This window comes from Stenotrophomonas sp. FBCC-B152, from assembly GCF_059134105.1.
The window spans coordinates 922,903-940,707 of sequence record NZ_CP101442.1 but is presented as its reverse complement, the minus strand read 5'-3'; the positions used below and the strand labels follow the sequence as shown (position 1 = coordinate 940,707).

Annotated in this window: 16 protein-coding genes; 9 read left to right on the top strand and 7 right to left on the bottom strand. The window is 68.6% G+C overall.

The window, feature by feature from the left end; genetic code table 11:
• Window positions 1-65: 65 nt before the first annotated feature.
• Window positions 66-2,021, bottom strand: coding sequence for a DEAD/DEAH box helicase (locus tag NMB40_RS04590; protein WP_494360292.1), 1,956 nt, complete (start codon window positions 2,019-2,021; stop codon window positions 66-68).
• A gap of 269 nt (window positions 2,022-2,290) precedes the next feature.
• Here NMB40_RS04590 and NMB40_RS04585 point away from each other — a divergent pair, with 269 nt between their 5' ends.
• Window positions 2,291-2,521, top strand: coding sequence for an RNA-binding S4 domain-containing protein (locus NMB40_RS04585; RefSeq protein WP_448142326.1), 231 nt, complete (start codon window positions 2,291-2,293; stop codon window positions 2,519-2,521).
• A 31-nt stretch (window positions 2,522-2,552) separates the two neighbouring features.
• Here NMB40_RS04585 and ubiM read toward each other — a convergent pair whose 3' ends face one another.
• From ubiM to NMB40_RS04565, 4 genes are all read right to left on the bottom strand, one after another.
• Complete coding sequence (gene ubiM / locus NMB40_RS04580; RefSeq protein WP_494360291.1) at window positions 2,553-3,740, bottom strand: 5-demethoxyubiquinol-8 5-hydroxylase UbiM; 1,188 nt, start codon at window positions 3,738-3,740, stop codon at window positions 2,553-2,555.
• Window positions 3,741-3,827: 87 nt separating this feature from the next.
• On the bottom strand, window positions 3,828-4,229 hold the full coding sequence (locus NMB40_RS04575) for an MAPEG family protein (RefSeq protein ID WP_494360290.1): 402 nt from the start codon (window positions 4,227-4,229) through the stop codon (window positions 3,828-3,830).
• A gap of 18 nt (window positions 4,230-4,247) precedes the next feature.
• A complete protein-coding gene (locus tag NMB40_RS04570; protein WP_494360289.1) occupies window positions 4,248-4,769 on the bottom strand; it encodes a DUF4019 domain-containing protein in 522 nt (173 codons plus the stop codon).
• A gap of 61 nt (window positions 4,770-4,830) precedes the next feature.
• Entirely contained in the window at window positions 4,831-5,970 is a 1,140-nt protein-coding gene (locus NMB40_RS04565) for a COG3904 family protein (RefSeq protein ID WP_448143976.1), read from the bottom strand.
• A 172-nt stretch (window positions 5,971-6,142) separates the two neighbouring features.
• On the opposite strand from NMB40_RS04565, the gene NMB40_RS04560 reads away from it, so the two are divergent.
• From NMB40_RS04560 to NMB40_RS04550, 3 genes are read left to right on the top strand one after another with little or no spacing between them, the layout of a single operon-like run.
• Window positions 6,143-7,600, top strand: a complete 1,458-nt coding sequence (locus NMB40_RS04560; RefSeq protein ID WP_494360288.1) for an AlkA N-terminal domain-containing protein — start codon at window positions 6,143-6,145, stop codon at window positions 7,598-7,600.
• Window positions 7,601-7,604: 4 nt separating this feature from the next.
• Window positions 7,605-8,096 (top strand): methylated-DNA--[protein]-cysteine S-methyltransferase, encoded by a 492-nt coding sequence (locus tag NMB40_RS04555; RefSeq protein ID WP_494360287.1) that lies wholly within the window; start codon window positions 7,605-7,607, stop codon window positions 8,094-8,096.
• Between the two features lie 52 nt (window positions 8,097-8,148).
• On the top strand, window positions 8,149-9,408 hold the full coding sequence (locus NMB40_RS04550) for an alkaline phosphatase family protein (protein WP_494360286.1): 1,260 nt from the start codon (window positions 8,149-8,151) through the stop codon (window positions 9,406-9,408).
• 526 nt (window positions 9,409-9,934) lie between these two features.
• Here NMB40_RS04550 and NMB40_RS04545 read toward each other — a convergent pair.
• Window positions 9,935-10,117, bottom strand: a complete 183-nt coding sequence (locus tag NMB40_RS04545; protein ID WP_068850363.1) for a 30S ribosomal protein THX — start codon at window positions 10,115-10,117, stop codon at window positions 9,935-9,937.
• A gap of 108 nt (window positions 10,118-10,225) precedes the next feature.
• On the bottom strand, window positions 10,226-10,639 hold the full coding sequence (locus tag NMB40_RS04540; protein WP_068850361.1) for a MerC domain-containing protein: 414 nt from the start codon (window positions 10,637-10,639) through the stop codon (window positions 10,226-10,228).
• Between the two features lie 162 nt (window positions 10,640-10,801).
• Here NMB40_RS04540 and NMB40_RS04535 point away from each other — a divergent pair, with 162 nt between their 5' ends.
• The 5 genes from NMB40_RS04535 to NMB40_RS04515 all read left to right on the top strand — a co-directional run bounded on the left by NMB40_RS04535 (window position 10,802) and on the right by NMB40_RS04515 (window position 17,798).
• Entirely contained in the window at window positions 10,802-12,982 is a 2,181-nt protein-coding gene (locus NMB40_RS04535; RefSeq protein ID WP_494360285.1) for a TonB-dependent receptor, read from the top strand.
• Between the two features lie 94 nt (window positions 12,983-13,076).
• Window positions 13,077-14,303: an MFS transporter gene (locus NMB40_RS04530; protein ID WP_494360284.1), complete on the top strand. Its 1,227-nt coding sequence runs from the start codon at window positions 13,077-13,079 to the stop codon at window positions 14,301-14,303.
• Between the two features lie 89 nt (window positions 14,304-14,392).
• Complete coding sequence (locus NMB40_RS04525) at window positions 14,393-14,959, top strand: TetR/AcrR family transcriptional regulator (RefSeq protein WP_494360283.1); 567 nt, start codon at window positions 14,393-14,395, stop codon at window positions 14,957-14,959.
• Window positions 14,956-16,611: an MFS transporter gene (locus tag NMB40_RS04520; RefSeq protein WP_448143975.1), complete on the top strand. Its 1,656-nt coding sequence runs from the start codon at window positions 14,956-14,958 to the stop codon at window positions 16,609-16,611. Before NMB40_RS04525 ends, NMB40_RS04520 begins: the two co-directional genes overlap by 4 nt.
• Before the next feature lie 8 nt (window positions 16,612-16,619).
• A complete protein-coding gene (locus NMB40_RS04515) occupies window positions 16,620-17,798 on the top strand; it encodes an HlyD family secretion protein (RefSeq protein ID WP_494360282.1) in 1,179 nt (392 codons plus the stop codon).
• Window positions 17,799-17,805 lie beyond the last annotated feature (7 nt).

Sequence of the window (17,805 nt, the reverse complement as noted above, 5' to 3'; positions counted from 1 at the left end):
AGGTTCCTGAAACAACAACGCCAGCCCGAAGGCTGGCGTTGTTGGGATGCTGCGATGTGAAGCGATCAGCCGTTGCGCGGGCCGCGCGGCTTGAAGCCATCACGACGCGGCGGACGGTCGTTGCCGCCCGGGCCACCCGGGCCACGGTGACCACCCGGACCACCCGGCTTGCCGCCGCGGCCGAACTTCGGCTTGAACGCCGGGCGCGCCGCGCCCGAGCCGGCGGTGTCTTCACCCGGCTCGACCTTGCGCATCTGGAGCTGCTGGCCCGACACCCACACCTTCTTCAGGTGGCTGAGCAGGTCGGCCGGCATTTCCGCCGGAAGATCCAGGATCGAGAAGTCGTCACGGATGTCGATGCGGCCGATGAAGCGGCTTTCCAGCCCGGCTTCGTTGGCGATCGCGCCGACGATGTTGCCCGGCTTCACGCCGTGCACATGGCCCACTTCAATGCGGAAGGTTTCCATGCCGGGTTCCGGCTCGCCACGCGGGGCGATCTCACGCCGCGGGGCACGCTCGAAACCACCGTCGTTACCGCCGAAATCACCTTCCGGACGCGGCGGACGCGGGCCACGGTCGTCTTCACGGCGCGGGCCACGCTCGAAGCGCGGTTCGAAACGCGCCGGGCGCTCGCCACGGTCGTTGCGATCATTGCGCTGGTGCGGCGCACGTTCTTCACGGGCACCGCGCACCGGCGGGGTCAGCAGGAACGGCGAATCGCCCTGCAGCAGCTTGGCCAGCGCGGCGGCGATGTCGATCGCCGGCACGTTCTTCTCGCCTTCCAGCTTCTGCAGCAGGTCGCGGTAGAAGTCGGTGCCGCCGGCATCGAGCGCATCGCTGATGCGACTCATGAACTTGTTGATGCGGGTGTCGTTGACCGCGTCCACGCTCGGCAGCTGCATCTCTTCGATCGGCTGGCGGGTGGCGCGCTCGATCGCACGCAGCATGCCCTTTTCGCGCGGGGTGGCGAACAGGATCGCATCGCCGGTGCGGCCAGCACGGCCGGTGCGGCCGATGCGGTGCACGTAGCTTTCGGTGTCGTACGGGATGTCGTAGTTCAGCACGTGGCTGATGCGCTCCACGTCCAGGCCGCGTGCGGCCACGTCGGTAGCCACCAGGATGTCCAGCTTGCCTTCCTTCAGCATGCCGATGGTGCGCTCACGCTGCGCCTGCTGCATGTCGCCGTTGATGGCGGCAGCGGCCAGGCCACGGGCCTGCAGCTTTTCGGCCAGTTCTTCGGTGGCCGCCTTGGTGCGCGAGAAGATGATCATCGCGTCGAACGGTTCCACTTCCAGGATGCGGGTCAGCGCGTCCAGCTTGTGCATGCCGCTCACCCACCAGTAACGCTGGCGGATGTTGGCCGACGTGGTGGTCTTGCTGACGATGGTGACTTCGGCCGGGTTCTTCAGGTAGGTCTGCGCGATGCGGCGGATCTGCGACGGCATGGTGGCCGAGAACAGCGCCACCTGGCGGGTTTCCGGCAGCTTCTTCAGGACCGCTTCGACGTCGTCGATGAAGCCCATGCGCAGCATTTCATCGGCTTCGTCCAGCACCAGGGTCTTCAGCTCGGACAGGTCCAGGGTGCCGCGATCGAGGTGATCGATCACGCGGCCCGGGGTGCCGACGATGACGTGCACGCCACGGCGCAGGGCCTGCAGCTGCTGGCCGTACGGCTGGCCGCCGTAGACCGGCAGCACGCGGAAGCCGGGGATGCCCGAGGAGTAGGTCTGGAACGCCTCGGCGACCTGGATGGCCAGTTCACGGGTCGGCGCCAGCACCAGCACCTGCGGCTTGGTCTGGTTGAAGTCGAGGTTGGACAGGACCGGCAGCGCGAAGGCGGCGGTCTTGCCGGTGCCGGTCTGGGCCTGGCCCAGCACGTCGCGGCCTTCCAGCATCGCCGGGATGGTGGCGGCCTGGATCGGCGACGGGGTTTCATAGCCGACGGCGGCAACGGCCTTCATCACAGCGTCGGACAGGCCGAGGTCTGCGAACAGCAGCGGCGTGGGGGATTCTTGGGACATGGGGAACTCCGAAGCCACTACCGTTTTACGTGGCAGTGGCATAAAAAAGGGGATGGTCCGCGCTTTGGGCGCCCTTTCTTATCGCGTGCCCTGGCGCTGCTCGGTCGGAGGAGAATTCACTCGCTCAGGGCGCGATGATACCGCATGGATCCTGAACCACGTGTACAGATTTCAGCATGGAGGCTGTAAACGCCGCGTGCTGGCGCACAATACGCGCCCGCTTTCGGCCCGGCCCCGCGTCCGCGCCCCTTCACAGGATACCCCACCCCATGCAGACCCTCGAATTTGAACTGGACAGCGAGTACGTGGAACTCAAGCAGCTGCTGAAGCTGGCCGACCTGGTCACCAGCGGCGGCGAAGCCAAGACCGTGATCAGCGATGGCCAGGTGCTGGTCAATGGCGAGGTGGAGCTGCGCAAGGCCTGCAAGATCCGTGGCGGCCAGCAGGTCCAGTTCGGCGACACCGTGATCAACGTCATCGCCGATACCGACGCCCCGTAACCGGTGGGTCACGACCGTTGGTCGTGACACCTCAGCGCTGTGTAAGGTGTGCGGCGATCAGCTGCCGGAACGGCGCCACCCCGCGGGCCAGCCGCAACCCCGCCCGGCGCAGTACCCGCGCCGGCAGGCGGTCATCGGTGTAGAGCGTGGCGATCGCATTGGTCGCCTCGTACAGCGGCCGCGAGGCCAGCCGGTGCCCGCGCTCGTAGGCGGCCAGGCCGCCCGGCGCGGCGATGTCGGTGCCCCGCCCGGCCGCCCGGCGCAGCACCGCGGCCAGCCGGTCCTGGCTCTGCAGGCCCAGGTTGAAACCGTGTGCGGTGACCGGGTGCATGCCCACCGCCGCGTCGCCGATCAGCGCGCAGCGCGCGCCGACGAACGCATTGGCGTAGACCCCCACCAGCGGGTACGCGATGGGGCGCGCCACCGGCGTCATCGCCCCCAGGCGGTGTTCGAAACAGTCACTGATGCTGCGCCCGAAGGTCGCCGCGTCCTGCGCCAGCAGCGCCTCGATGTCGCGCGGCGGCAGCGTGATCACCGCCGAGGCCTGGTCGCCGTTGAGCGGCAGCAGCGCCATGGTGCGGCCATAGCCGAACCATTCCCATGCGGTGTGCTGGTGCGGCACCTCGATCTGCATCCGGCACACCAGCATCGATTTGCCGAAATCGCGCATGCGGGCGCCGATGCCCAGCATGCGCCGGGTGGACGAGAACCGGCTGTCGGCCGCCACCACCAGCCGCGCCTGCAGAAGGCGGCCATCGGATAGGGTGACGGCGCTGTGCCGCGCGCCGGGCACGATGCCGCGCACGCTGCACTGGTCGAGTATCTCCAGGTCGGCCTGGCCCTGCACGCTGTCCCATGCCGCACGGCGGATCAGGTGATTGGGCACCAGCCAGCCCAGGTCGCCGCCCTGCGCGTCGCGCGCGGCGAAGGTCAGCGCGAACGGTGAGCCGCCGTCCATGACCTTGGCATCGCGCAGCGGCGAAATGTCAGCGGGGTCCAGCCGCTGCCACAGGCCCAGCTGCTCCAGGATGTGCCGCGAGGCATGGGTGAGCGCGATCTCGCGCCCGTCGAAGGCGGCCTCGGCCAGCGCCGCGCGCGGCTGCTGCTCCACCACCGCCACCCGCAGGCCACTGCCGGCCAGCGCGCGGGCGAAACACAGCCCCGTCGGCCCGGCGCCCACCACCAGCACATCCACTGCCATTGCGCGATCGTCCGGCATGCTCCCTTCCCGTTGCGTGTCCACGACCGAGCTTACCGCTCCCAGCCAGGCGCGCCCTTGATCTGGATCAGCCGCGTCGGCGCCGGTTCACGCCAGCCCGTGCAGCAGGCGCCACAGCAGCAGCACGATGCCCAGCAGCGACACCACCCAGACCAGGCTGCGCACGTAGGGAATGCCGGCGGCATACAGCGGCACATAGACCAGCCGCGCCCAGAAATACAGCTGCACGGCCAGCGCGGTGGTGCTGTCCTGGCGCTGGGTGAGCACCACCGCCAGCACGGCGGCGGCAAAGAACGGGAAGGTTTCCAGGAAATTGGCCTGCGCCCGCTGCAGGCGCGCCGCCAGCGGTCCCGGCGGCGGCGGTACGCCATCGCGGGCCGAAGCATTCCAGGCCATGCCGCGTTCGCGGGTGACCGCGCCGGCGGCGATCATCACCTGCACCAGGCCGAGCACGATGGCCCAGCCCAGCATCTGGATCTCGATACCCATGCGATGTTCCTCCTGCGGTCAGGGAGCGGCGGCGCGGACGCTGTAGCCCGCCAGGCGCCAGACCTTGTCTTCATCGAAGCGGAACGACACCAGCTCGCGTACCGGCTGCGCGCTGTTGGCGAACTTGGTGGGGAAGCTGACGTTGATGTACAGGCCTTCGGGCACCGTGGCGCCTGCCTTGTACTTGACCCGCGTCACCACCGGCTGGCCGCGCGATACCAGCGCACCCAGCCGCTTGCGGTCGCCGTCGAGCTGGGCCACGAACGCCTGCTCGGTAACGGACTTGCGGGCCACTTCGGACGCACCCTTCCACGCCTCGCCGGCGCGCCCGCCGTCGACCAGGGTCGCCACCTTCAAACCGGCAGCGGCCATTTCCTGGTCCTGCTTCTGCACCTGCGCCTGCTGCTGCGGGGTCAATGCCGGGCGTGCCGGGGCGGCAGGTGCCGGGCGCGCGGGCGCCGGTGCCGGGGTGGCCGGCGGCGGGGTCTGGGCCAGGGCAACAGCGGGAAGCAGGAGCGACAGCAGCAGCGGAACGCGCATCGGGGCACCGTAGGCAGCAGTGGATGTCACACCAGTCTACGGGAACCCCGTGAGCAGGCCGTCAGTTGCGTTCGGCCGCCTCCGCGGGCGGCTGGTCGGCATCGCTGGCGGTGCGTTCGGCCACCGCATCACGCGGCTTCTCGCGGGTGGGCAACAGCGTGGACACATCGATTTCCGACAACGGGCTTTCGTCCGGGCAGGCCACATCCGGGAAGCCGAAGCGCTGCTTGAGCGTCTGCCCGCAGCGGGTGATCACGTCCAGCTCGCTGCCTTCGCGCTTGCACTCCTGGTCGAAGGCGACCAGGAACGCATCCTTGCGGCGCACGAAATCGTCGCCGCACTTGCGCATCTGCTTGATCCGCTCCAGGTCGTCCTGCACCGCATTGGTGCCGTCCAGGCCGAACTGGCGCAGCTCGTCGCTGCTGAGCAGGCGCAGGCTGCGGTTGGGCACCGTCATCATCAGGTCGGCCACGCCCACCGCCACGCCGTTGCGCTGCAGGTAATCCTTGACGTTGTCGTAGACCTCGTGGAGTTCCAGGTTGAGCTCGGCGCGCGAGGTCGCCTTGGAACTGATCCGCATCATCCGGTGGATGCCGACCTTGCCCGACACCAGCCGGTTGTCGCCGGCCGCCAGCACGAACACGCAGGCGCTGTGGCAGACCGAGCCTTCGCGCACCCAGATGGTCCAGTTGGATTCGCCGATGCGGTCGCCGGCCACGATCGCCGCCTCCACCTGGCCGCCGCTGGAATCCAGGTCCAGGATGCGGCGCGAGACGCGCTGGGCATCGGCCACCAGTGCGATCCGGGTCACCAGTTCGGCGAAACCGGGATTGATCTTGCCCGCGTACCGCACGCGCAACAGGCCACGTTCGACGCACGGGGCGATGGCCGCTTCCAGGCTGGCACGGTCCAGCGCCTCCAGCGCGGCGCCATCGCCACCTTCGTTGGCGTACTCGGTGTCGCAGCTGAGCCAGGCCTTGCCGTTGTCCAGCGCCACCGTCGGCCAGCCCTGCTCGCCCTTGCGCGGCGGCGGCGGCGGCGCGGGCGGTGCATCGGCGGCGTTGAACGACACCATGTGGTCGCCGTCGGCGGTCTGCGCCCGCACCGCCTTGTCGGCGGCGGTGACGTTGCCGGGGTTCTCCAGCTGGCTGCAGGCGGCCAGCCCCAGGCACAACAGCAACAACCCGCACGACTTGAGCAGCATGGACACCCGGCTTCCAGACAAAGGGCGTGCCGAAAACGGCACATGAAGGCACAGTCTAGTGCGCCCGGCCGGCATCGCGGCAACCTGCCCTGAACCGCACCGGGCGTGCCCGGCATTGCTGTCCGAAAACGGCGAGCCGGGCCCCGGCCAGGCGCATAGACTGGGCCCCATGGACACCGCCCTGCCCCTGGATTACGCCGCCTGCGAAAGCGCCCGCCTGGCCCGCGATGCGCGCTTCGACGGCGTGTTCTTCACTGCCGTGCGCAGCACCGGCATCTACTGCCGGCCGGTCTGCCCGGCGCCGGCGCCGAAGCCGGTCAATGTCGATTACTACCCCACGGCGGCCGCTGCCGCGGCGGCGGGCTTCCGCCCCTGCCTGCGCTGCCGGCCGGAGCTGGCCCCGGAGGCGCAGGACGCACTCAGCAACGAAACCCTGCAGCGCGCCCTGGCGCTGATCCACGATGGCTTCCTGCAGGATGCGGCGGTGGGCGACCTGGCCGCCCGGCTCGGCCTGAGCGCGCGCCAGCTGCAGCGGCTGTTCGTGGCGCGGCTGGGCGCGGCCCCGGCACAGATCCACGCCACCCGCCGGCTGCTGCTGGCCAAGCAGCTGCTGACCGAAACCGCGCTGCCGGTCACCGACGTTGCCATGGCGGCCGGCTACAACAGCCTGCGCCGCTTCAACGCCGCGTTCGTGGAAGGCTGCGGCATGCCGCCCACCGCGATCCGGCGCCAGCGCGGCGTGCTGGCCGACGGCGCGCTGACCCTGCGCCTGGGCTACCGGCCGCCGCTGGATTTCGCCGCGATGCTGGACTTCCTGCGCCGCCGCTGCATCCCGGGCATCGAGCAGATCGACCACAGCAGCTACCAGCGCGTGATCGGCCCGGCCGAGCGCCCCTCGGTGATCCGGGTCAGCGCCGATCCGCGCCGGCCCGAGCTGCTGCTGCAGCTGGGCCAGGTCGACCCGCGCGCGATCCCCGGCATCGTGCGCCGGGTGCGGCGCATCTTCGACCTGGATGCGGACCTGCGCATCGTGCACGCCACGCTTGGCCAGGACCCGCTGCTTGCGCGCGGCATCGCGCAACGCCCCGGGCTGCGCGTACCCGGCGGCTGGGATGGCTTCGAAGTGGCGGTGCGCGCGGTGCTGGGCCAGCAGGTCAGCGTGGCGGCGGCCATCACCCTGGCGCGGCGCGTGGTCGACCGGTTCGGCACCCCGCTGGAAGGCATGCCCGAGGGGCTGGACCGCCAGTTCCCCACGCCGGAACAGCTGGCCGAGGCGCCGCTGGAAGGCATCGGCCTGCCGCGTACCCGCGCGGCCACCGTGCGCGCGGTAGCCGCCGCCGTGGCCGACGGCAGGCTGGATTTCCATGCCGGCCAGCGCCTGGACACCTTCATCGAACGCTGCGTGGCCCTGCCCGGAATAGGGCCGTGGACCGCGCACTACATCGCGCTGCGTGCGTTGGCGCTGCCCGATGCCTTCCCCGCCGGCGACCTGGTGCTGCAGCAGGTACTCGGCGGCGATACCCGCTTGAGCGAGCGCGCCACCGAGGCCCGCTCGCAGGCCTGGCGGCCCTGGCGTGCCTACGCCGTGCTGCACCTGTGGCATCTGGCCACGTCCGCTTCGGAGTAACCGCATGAACCTGCTCTACGACACCTTCGACAGCCCCATCGGCGCGCTGACCGTGGCCGGCGACAGCCAGGGCATCCACCACATCCTGTTCGAGAACAACCGCTACGACGCCAAGGGCCGCGCGCAGTGGCAGCGCGATGCGCATGCGCTGCGCGATGCACGCACGCAGCTGCTGCAATACCTGCGCGGCGAGCGCAGCGCATTCGAACTTCCCCTGGCCCCGCACGGTACCGAGTTCCAGTTGCGGGTATGGAGGGCGCTGGCCGACATTCCGTTCGGCGATACCTGGAGTTACGTGCAGCTGGCACGCCACATCGGCCAGCCCACCGCCAGCCGCGCGGTCGGCGCAGCCAACGGGCGCAACCCGCTGCCGATCGTGCTGCCCTGCCACCGCGTGATCGGCAGCAGCGGCGCACTGACCGGCTTCGGTGGCGGCATCGAAACCAAGGCCGCGCTGCTCGACCTCGAATCGCGCACGCAGCCGCTGTTCGCCTGACCCTGCCATTGGTTGTCTTCGCCACGTCACCGCGGCGAACTATGATGGACGGATGATTTCCGTCCGCCTGTCGCTGGCGCTTGCCGCCGCCCTCGCGCTGAGCAGCTGTGCCAGCGTCCCGCCCACCCCGCCGACCGCAGCCGCAGCGGACGCCACCGCCGTGGCGGCCAGCGCACCGAAACTGCTGCTGGTGTCGATCGATGGCCTGCGCGCGGACATGCTGGACCGTGGCATCACCCCGAACCTGCAGCGCATCGTGCACGACGGCGTGCGCGCGCAGTGGATGACGCCGTCGTACCCGTCGCTGACCTTCCCCAACCACTACACGATCGTGACCGGGCTGCGCCCGAACCACCACGGCATCATCCACAACAGCATGCAGGAAGAAACGCTGGGCCGGTTTCAGCTCAACCTGCGCGATGCGGTGACCGATTCGCGCTGGTGGGGCGGCGAACCGATCTGGGTCGGCGCGGAAAAGGCCGGCCTGCGCACGGCCACCTGGTCGTGGCCGGGCAGCGAAGCGGCGATCCAGGGCGTGCGCCCCAGCCAGTGGCGCGTGTACGACGCCGACGTTCCACTCGCCGACCGCGTCGACCAGGTCCTGGGCTGGCTCGGCCAGACCGATGCCGATGCACCGCGCCTGGTCACCCTGTACATGGAGCAGGTCGACAAGGCCGGCCACCACAACGGCCCGGATTCGCCCGAATACGCCGCAGCCATCGTCGCCGTGGACACCGCCATCGGCCGCCTGCTTGACGGCCTGAAGGCACGCGGGCTGGACGCCACCACCAACCTCATCGTGCTGTCCGACCACGGCATGGCCAGCGTGCCGGACGGCCACACCATCGCGGTGGAAGACATGGTCGATCCGTCCATCGCCAAGGACGTATCGCTGGGCCAGTCGATCGGCTTCGCGCCGCTGCCGGGCAAGCAGCAGCAGGCCGAGAAGATCCTGCTGGGCGCACATGCTACCTACGACTGCTGGACCCGCCAGACCCTGCCCGAGCGCTGGGAATACGGCAGCAACCCGCGCATCCCCCCGATCGTGTGCCAGATGCACGAAGGCTGGAACGCACTCAGCCGCGAGCGCCTGGCCAAGCGCGAACCGGGCGGCCGCGGCTCGCACGGCTACGACAACGCCCTACCCTCCATGCGCGCGATCTTCATCGCCCGGGGTCCGTCCTTCAAACAGGGGGCGAACCTGCGCGGTTTCGACAACGTCGACGTCTACCCGTTGATGACGCGCCTGCTCGGCATTCCGGCCGCCCCGAACGATGGCAATCCCGAGACGCTGGTTCCTGCGTTGAAGTGATTTCGATTGCTGATGGGTTGGAGCGAACGGCAGCGTTTCAGTTGCTACGAGCCGGGGAGGCCGACGGGCCGCCCCGACAGATGGTCGCGTGCGGATACGAAAATCAGACACGCATGGCGTGTCCCTACGCGGTGTTGCTGGTAGGTTCGGTTCCCGAACGAACGCACGGAACGCGCCAGCGTCCGGTAACGCATGAAAATGATCGACACCGCCGTTGATCTTCCGTGGCCACCGACACACCGTCGAGGGTCGGCGGGGGCGGGTTTGCGGGACTGTCAAAAACATGGATGTTTTTGCCAAGCCTCCAAGGACGGATTCACGGCGTGTCCCGCAAACCCGCACCCGCCGGCCCAGCTCAGGCCATGCGATGACCACCGGCTGTTCGCACAAATGCATGAAGCTGCCGGGCAGGGCCCGGCACTACCGGGTTGACCGCAATCACACCGTTGTCCGCAATCACGCCGCTTCAAAAGACCAAAAAAAAACGCGGCGCAAGCGCCGCGTTTTTCGTCAGACCTGGCGAAACTCAGCCGGCCTTGGCAACAGCCTTCTTGGCCACGGCCTTCTTTGCCGGGGCCTTGGCCACGGTCTTCTTGGCGACCGGCGCAGCTGCGCCCACGGCCACCTTGCTCACCGCGTGCGAACGCGAATTGCCGTAGCTGGCGTTGTAGCGCTTGCCCTTGGCGGTCTTGCGGTCACCCTTACCCATGTCGTCAACTCCTTAGTCTGAAATCTGATTACCCCGTGCTGACACGGGTTCGGCGGGCCCGCCCTTGCAGACGCCCCCGCGCACGATCGGAAAGCCTACCACAGCGCCTCAGTGCGCACAGCTCGCATCATGGACGTGCCCGTGGTTCAGGCGCAGGTTGACCAGGTGCGCAACACCCACCAGCACCCCGCCCAGCGTCATCACCACCGCATGTGGCACCGCCGAATGGTGCAGCGGCCCGTACAGCAGCCCCGCCCACAGCGCCGTCAGGCCCGGCACCAGGAACCCCAGCGCGCGCAGCGCCCCGTGGCGGCGATAGCCCCACACCAGGCTGAACAGCCCCAGCAGGGTCACGAAGCTGACCAGCGCCAGTTCCACCCCGTCGCCCAGCCATACCGACAGCCCCAGTGAGGGGGCCGCCGCCAGCAGGACAGGCAACACGGCGCAGTGCACCGCACACAGCAGCGAGCCGGTGGCACCAAAGCGATCCAACAGATGACGGAGGCGGGAGAACAGGGGCATGACTTCCAGCAGGGTCGGCGAAGCGTTATGGAATAATATAACATCAATCCCGACGCGCACTCCCTCCCCCTGCCCCACCCGGTTCCACCCTCCCGATTTGACGGGATTGGCGCGCCCCACCATTGATACATTGTAACAATTCGACCGACGGACCCTCTGCCCATGCGCTCTTCCCGTTCCCTCAAGCCGCACGCCCTGTCCCTGGCGCTTGCCGCTGCGCTGCTCCCCACCCTGGCCTTTGCCGCCGACGATGCCGCCGAGCGTGACCACCACCTGACCGAGCTGTCCGCAGTGAAGGTCACCGCCACCCCGCTGCAGGGCGATGCCGAATCGCTGGCACGGCCCGTGGACGTGCTCGCCGGCGAGCGCCTGGACGAACAGAAGGCCGGCACCCTCGGCGATACCGTGGCCAAGCTGCCCGGCGTGCAGAGCACCTTCTTCGGCCCCGGCGTCGGCCGCCCCATCATCCGCGGCCAGGAAGGCCCGCGCGTGGCCGTGCTCTCCAACGGCATGGGCAACATGGATGCCTCCACCGTCAGCGCCGACCACGCCACCAGCATCGAACCGTTCCTGGCCGACCAGATCGAAGTCCTGAAGGGCCCGGCCACCCTGCTGTTCGGCAGTGGCGCCATCGGCGGCGCGGTCAACGTGGTCGATGGCCGCATCGCACGCGACCTGCCCGACCGCCCGCTCAGCGGACGCGCCGAAGTGCGCGGCAACTCGGTCAATGACGAACGCAGCGGCATGTTCCGGCTCGATGGCGTGAACGGCAACTGGGTGCTGCATGTCGACGGCCTGGTCCGCAACGGCGATGACTACCGCATTCCCGGCTACGCCGTGATCGACGGCCTGGAAGACCACAGCGGCCACGACCATGAAGAAGGCGACACCGACGAGCCGCGCCGCGGCACCCTGGACAACAGCTCCATCCGCACCCGCGCCGGCGGCGTCGGCGCGACCTGGCTGGGCGAAGGCGGCTACTTCGGTGCGTCGGCCAGCACCTACCGCACCAACTACGGCATTCCCAACGGCGCCCACGTGCATGCCGACGATGACCATGATCATGACCATGGCGACGAGGAAGAAGAAGGCGACGAGCACGACGTGCGCATCGACATGGTGCAGAACCGCTTCGAAGCCAAGGGCGGCATCTACAACCCGGTCTCGTTCCTGAAGAACATCAACCTGCGCACCGCCTACACCGACTACGAACACGTCGAGCTGGAAGCCGGCACCCCGTCCACCCGCTTCACCAACCGCGGCGTCGAAGCCCGCCTGGAAGCCGTACAGCAGCAGATCGGCGGCTGGGACGGCGCGTTCGGCCTGCAGTTCGGCAACAGCGATTTCGGCGCCAAGGGCGAAGAAGCCTTCGTGCCTGATACCGGCACCCGCAACGTGGGCCTGTTCGTGCTGCAGGAAAAGCAGTTCGGCCCGTTCAAGCTGGAACTGGGCGGCCGCCACGACCAGGTCAAGCTGGACCCGACCGGCGACTACCGCGCGCGTACCTTCGATGCCACCAACCTCTCGGCCGCCGGTATCTGGAAGCTCAACGACGCCGTCGACCTGCGCTTCGGCGTGGACGGTTCCGAGCGCGCGCCGACCAATGAAGAGCTCTACGCGGCCGGTGCGCACATTGCCACCCGTTCGCTGGAAATCGGCGATGCCAACCTGAAGACCGAACGCGGCCAGCGCGTCGAACTCGGCATCCACACCCACAGCGACCGCCTCGACTTCTCCGCGTCCATCTACCAGACGAAGTTCAAGGACTTCATCTACCTGGCCGACACCGGCGTTGTCGAAAGCCTGCCGGTGCGCCTGTGGACGCAGCAGGACGCCACCTTCAAGGGCGCCGAAGCCGAAGCGCTGGTGCACCTTTTCGAAGGCAACAGCGGCGACTGGGACCTGCGCGTGTTCGGCGACTACGTGAAGGCCGAACTGGATGGCAGCGGCAGCCGCAGCGTGGACATCGCCGTGCCGCACGGCGATCACGACCACAACTACACCGTGGACCTGGCCAACAGCGGTTACCTGCCGCGTATCTCCCCGGCCCGCGTCGGCGCCGACCTGCGCTGGTCGCGTGACGGCTGGCGTGCCTCGGTGGGTGCGGTGCGTTACAGCAGCCAGAAGGACACCGCGCAGAACGAAGCGGAAAGCGCCGGCTACACGCTGGTTGATGCGCACTTTGCCTACCGCTGGGACCGCTCGGACAGCAACAGCTACGAGGTGTTCCTGGACGGCAACAACCTGACCAACCGCGAGGCGCGTGCGCACACCTCGCTGCTGCGGGATTACTCGCCGCTGCCGGGTCGCGGCGTTGCGTTCGGCATCCGCGCCTACTTCTGATCCCCACTGGGGTCCATGTCTGACCTTCGGGGGCCCCAGGGCCCCCGTTTTTTTGGTCGTACAATCCGGAAAACCCACCGACCCGGAACGGCCCATGCATCCAGCGTCCCCTGCCCCGCGCATGCATTGGGGGCTGCTTGTGGCGGCCTCGGCCATTTTGATGGTGACCATGGGCGTGCGGCAGACGTCCGGGCTGTACGTGGACCCGATCCACCGCAGCACCGGGGTGAGCATCGTCGAGATCAGCTTCGCGCTGGCCATCGGGCAGTTCGTCTGGGGCGCGGTGCAGCCGGTGTTCGGCGCGGTGGCCGACCAGCGCGGAGCGTGGCCGGTGCTGCTGGGCGGCACGCTTCTGCTGGTTGCGGGCCTGGTGCTGGCGCCGCTGCTGACCAGCCCGCTGGGGCTGAGCTTTACCCTGGGCCTGCTGATGGCCGCCGGTGCGGGGGCCGGCAGCTTCTCGGTGCTGATCGGCGCCACCGCGCATCGCCTGCCGGCCGAAAAGCGCTCCTTCGCCGCCGGCCTGATCAACGCCGGCGGTTCGCTCGGCCAGTTCGTGTTCGCCCCGCTGGTGCAGTGGGTGATCAGCAGCGCCGGCTGGGCGCGCGCGATGTGGGTGATGGCCGCCGCCGCGCTGCTGTCGCTGCCGCTGGCCTGGCCGCTGCGGCGACGTCCCGGCGACCATGCCTTCGCCGGTACCACCGATGAGGGCGGCCTGCGCGCCCAGCTGCACGTGGCCGCGCGCGACCGCAGTTACTGGTACCTGCACCTGGGCTTCTTCACCTGCGGCCTGCACATCGCCTTCCTGGTCACCCACCTGCCCGGCGAGATCGCACTGTGTAGGCTGTCGCCGACGGTCGCGTCCACCTCCATCGCCCTGATCGGCCTGTTCAACATCGCCGGCAGCCTGCTGGTGGGCGCACTCGGCCAGCGCTACCGCATGAAGTACCTGCTGTTCTGGATGTATGCCAGCCGCGCGGCCATGATCGGCGCCTACCTGCTGGCCCCGCCCACCGCGCTCACCTTCTATGTGTTCTCCGCCGCGCTGGGCTTCACCTGGCTGGCCACGGTGCCGCCCACCGCCGGCCTGGTCGGCAAGCTGTTCGGCCCGCGCTACCTGGGCACCCTGTTCGGCCTGACCCTGCTCTCGCACCAGCTCGGCGGCTTCTTCGGCGCGTGGCTGGGCGGGCTGGCGCTGGCCCACTCGGGCAACTATCTGTGGATGTGGTACGCCGACATGGCCCTGGCCGCGCTGGCGGCGGTGATCAACCTGCCGATCCGCGAGGCCCGCTACGGGTGCCATGCGGTTCCGGGCACGCGCTGACTTCACGCCTCGTTGACCAAGCAGAGCGGCCTCATACCGGTATCGCCCGACCGGCTTCCATTGCGGACATTCCTGTCCGAAAATAGCCCATGCAAAGTCAACGTGCCGATGCGGCTGCCCGCCGCGCCCTGATCCTCGATGCCGCCGACAGCGTGTTCGGCCAGCATGGCGTGACCGCACCGCTGGACCTGGTGGTCGAAAAGGCCCAGGTTGGTCGCGCCACCCTCTATCGCAACTTCCCCGACCGCACCGCGCTCATCGAAGCGTTGCTGGACCGCACCGTGGCCCGCATCGCGCGCCAGGTGGAAACCCTGGGCGACCGCGACGACGCCTTGTTCGAGGTACTGCAGGGCATGGCCTCGCGGATCGTGCAGTCGCCGGCGCTGGCCGATTACTGGCGCGCGGTAGACCCCGACGAACCCACGATCAAGGCCGCGCGGCAGACCGTGCACGGCCTGCTCAAGGCGCCGATACAGCGCGCGATCGACGCCGGCTTGTGCCGCCCGGACCTGCAGGCGGCCGATTTTTCGCTGATTTCGAGCATGCTGGGCGCCGCACTGCGCGGCAAGACCCGCGAAGAACGCGCGCGCCTGGCCGGGCGCGCCCTGCAACTGCTGCGCGGAGGGCTGGGCGGACAGGTCGACGGGGGCCGCTGATGCCGGAGTACCTCAAGCCGATCCCGGACTGGGAGGAACACGAAAAGCCGACCCTGCCTGGCTCGGCATCGATGCCGTGGCACCCGCCGCACCGCCGCGTCGCCTATGCGCTGGTCGCATTGCTGGTAGGCATCACCGGCGGGCTGGGGAGCGCGCTGGTCACCGCCAACCTCCCGTTCCTGCAGGGCCAGCTCGGGCTTACCCCGACCCAGGGCAGCTGGCTGGTGGCGGCCTATGCGATGGTCAACGTCACCGCCAACCTGCTGGCCTTCAAGTTCCGCCAGCAGTACGGCATCCGCCTGTTCGCCGAAATCGGGCTGGGTTTGTACGCCACGTTGGCGGTGCTGCATCTGTTCGTGGGCAGTTTCGAGACCACGTTGATGATGCGTGCGGCCAGCGGCTTCGCCGGTGCGGCGTGCAGCACGTTGGGCACGCTGTACATGCTGCAGTCGCTGCCGCGGCGCTATACCGGCAACCTGTTGGTGATCGGCGTGGGGATTTCGCAGATGGCGGTGCCCATTGCCTGGCTGGTATCGCCCGGCCTGATCGACACCGGCCAGTGGCACAATCTGTACCTGTTCGAAGCCGGGCTCGCGCTGTGCGCCTTCGCCGCCGTGGTGATGCTCAAGCTGCCGCCGGGCGCGCAGATCAAAGTCTTCGAGCCGATGGACTTCCTCAGCTTCGCCCTGTTTGCCCCGGCGGTGGCGCTGCTGGTGGTGGTGCTGGCCCAGGGCACGCTGCGCTGGTGGCTGGACACACCCTGGCTGGGCTGGGCGATGATCGCATCGATCACGCTGGGCACCGCCGGGCTGGTGGTCGAACACTACCGGCGCAATCCGCTGCTGCAGATCCGCTGGCTGGCCAGCCTGCCGATGCTGCACTTCATCGTCGGCGCCTTCCTGCTGCGTTTCCTCACCACTGAACAGTCCTATGGCGTGGTCGGGTTGATGCGCCAGCTGGGCATGGGTCCGGACCAGATGCGGCCGCTGTTCGCGGTGATCCTGGCCGGGGTGATCACCGGCATCGCCACCAGTTCGCTCACCTTCGGGCCCAAGCGCATCATCGCGCAACTGTTGATGGCCATCCTGCTGCTGGGCAGTGCCGCCCTGCTCGACCAGAGTCGCACCAGCCAGGACCGGCCGCATGACTTCTTCCTCAGCCAGTTCCTGGCGGCAATGGGGTCGGGCATGTTCATGGGCCCACTGATCATGCTCGGCATCACCCAGGCCCTGAAACAGGGTACCGACCACATGATCACCTTCCTGGTCACGGTGTCGATCACCCAGACGCTGGGCGGGCTGGCCGGTTCGGCGGTCCTGGGTACCTACCAGGTGCACCGTGAGCAGGTCTATTCCAGCGCGCTGGTCAGCCAGCTCGATCCCTCCGACGGCGTGGTCGCGCAGCGCCTGAAGCTGCAACAGCAGCTGTACACGCCGCTGCTCACCGACCCGGTGCAGCGCAGTGCGCAGGGCACCGCCCAGCTGGCGCAGATCACCCGGCGCGAGGCCAACGTGCGCGGCTTCAACGACGTGTTCTCGTTGAGCGGACGCGTTGCCTTGATCTTCCTGGGCTGGCTGCTGCTGTTGTCGGTGCGCACCGCCGTGCTCAAGCAGTGGCGCAAGCGCCATCCCCGCCCCGTTTCCCTGCAATAGGTCTTTCCATGTCCACTACGCCTCCGCGCGATGACCATCCTGATGACGTGAACCCGCCGGTGCCCACCGATGCCGCGCCGGTGGCCGCACAGGCTGCGCCGGCCGCCGCCGCGGCGCCCAGCAGTGCCCCCAAGTACCTCAAGCCCAGCCGGCGCAGCGTGGTGGTGATGATCGTGGTGGCGTTGATCGGCATCGCGCTGATCCTGCGCGCGTGGTCGCTGTGGCCGTTCAACAGCAGCTGGGTGAGCACCGACAACGCCTATGTGCGCGGGCAGATCACGGTGCTGGCGCCGCAGGTCAACGGCTATGTCACCGAGGTGCTGGTGAAGGACTTCCAGCATGTGAAGCAGGGCCAGACGCTGCTGCGCATCGACGACCGCATCTACAAGGAGAAGGTGGCGCAGGCGCAGGCGAACCTGGACAGCGCGATCGCCGCGCTGGCCAACTCCGACCAGGCGCAGGCACAGAACCGCGCGCAGATCGGTGCGGCGCAGGCGGCGCTGTCGGCGGGCCAATCGGAACTGGCGCGCTCGCGCGTGGAGCTCAAGCGTTACGAGGAACTCGCCGACCAGCAACTGGTGGCGCTCAATGACCGCGACAAGTTCCGCACCAGCGCGCAGGCCGCGCAATCCTCGGTGCAGCAGTCGCAGGCGCAGATCCGCATTGCCGAAGAAACGCTCACCTCCACCCAGGTGGCGCGCAAGAGCCTGGAAGCCGGCGTGGAAACCGCCAAGGCACAGCTGGAACTGGCCCGCATCGACCTGGCCAACACGGTCATCCATGCCCCGCGCGACGGTCAGGTCAGCGAAGCCTCGGTGCGGCTGGGCCAGTACGTCACCGCCGGTTCGCAGCTGCTGTTCCTGGTGCCGGATACGTTGTGGGTAGTGGCCAATTTCAAGGAAGGCCAGACCTGGCGCATGCGCATCGGCCAGCCGGCGTCGTTTTCGGTGGATGCCTTCGACGGGGAACGGTTGAACGGCCACATCGAGCAGATTGCCCCGGCCACCGGTTCGGAATTCAGCGTGCTTCGCCCGGACAACGCCAGCGGCAATTTCACCAAGGTGGTGCAGCGGTTGCCGGTGCGGATCGCGATCGATCCGGACCAGGAGCTGGCGCCGCGATTGCGTCCCGGCATGTCGGTCGTCGTACGGGTCGATACCGCAGCGGAGCCGACGCGCACGCCGTGATCGGGTG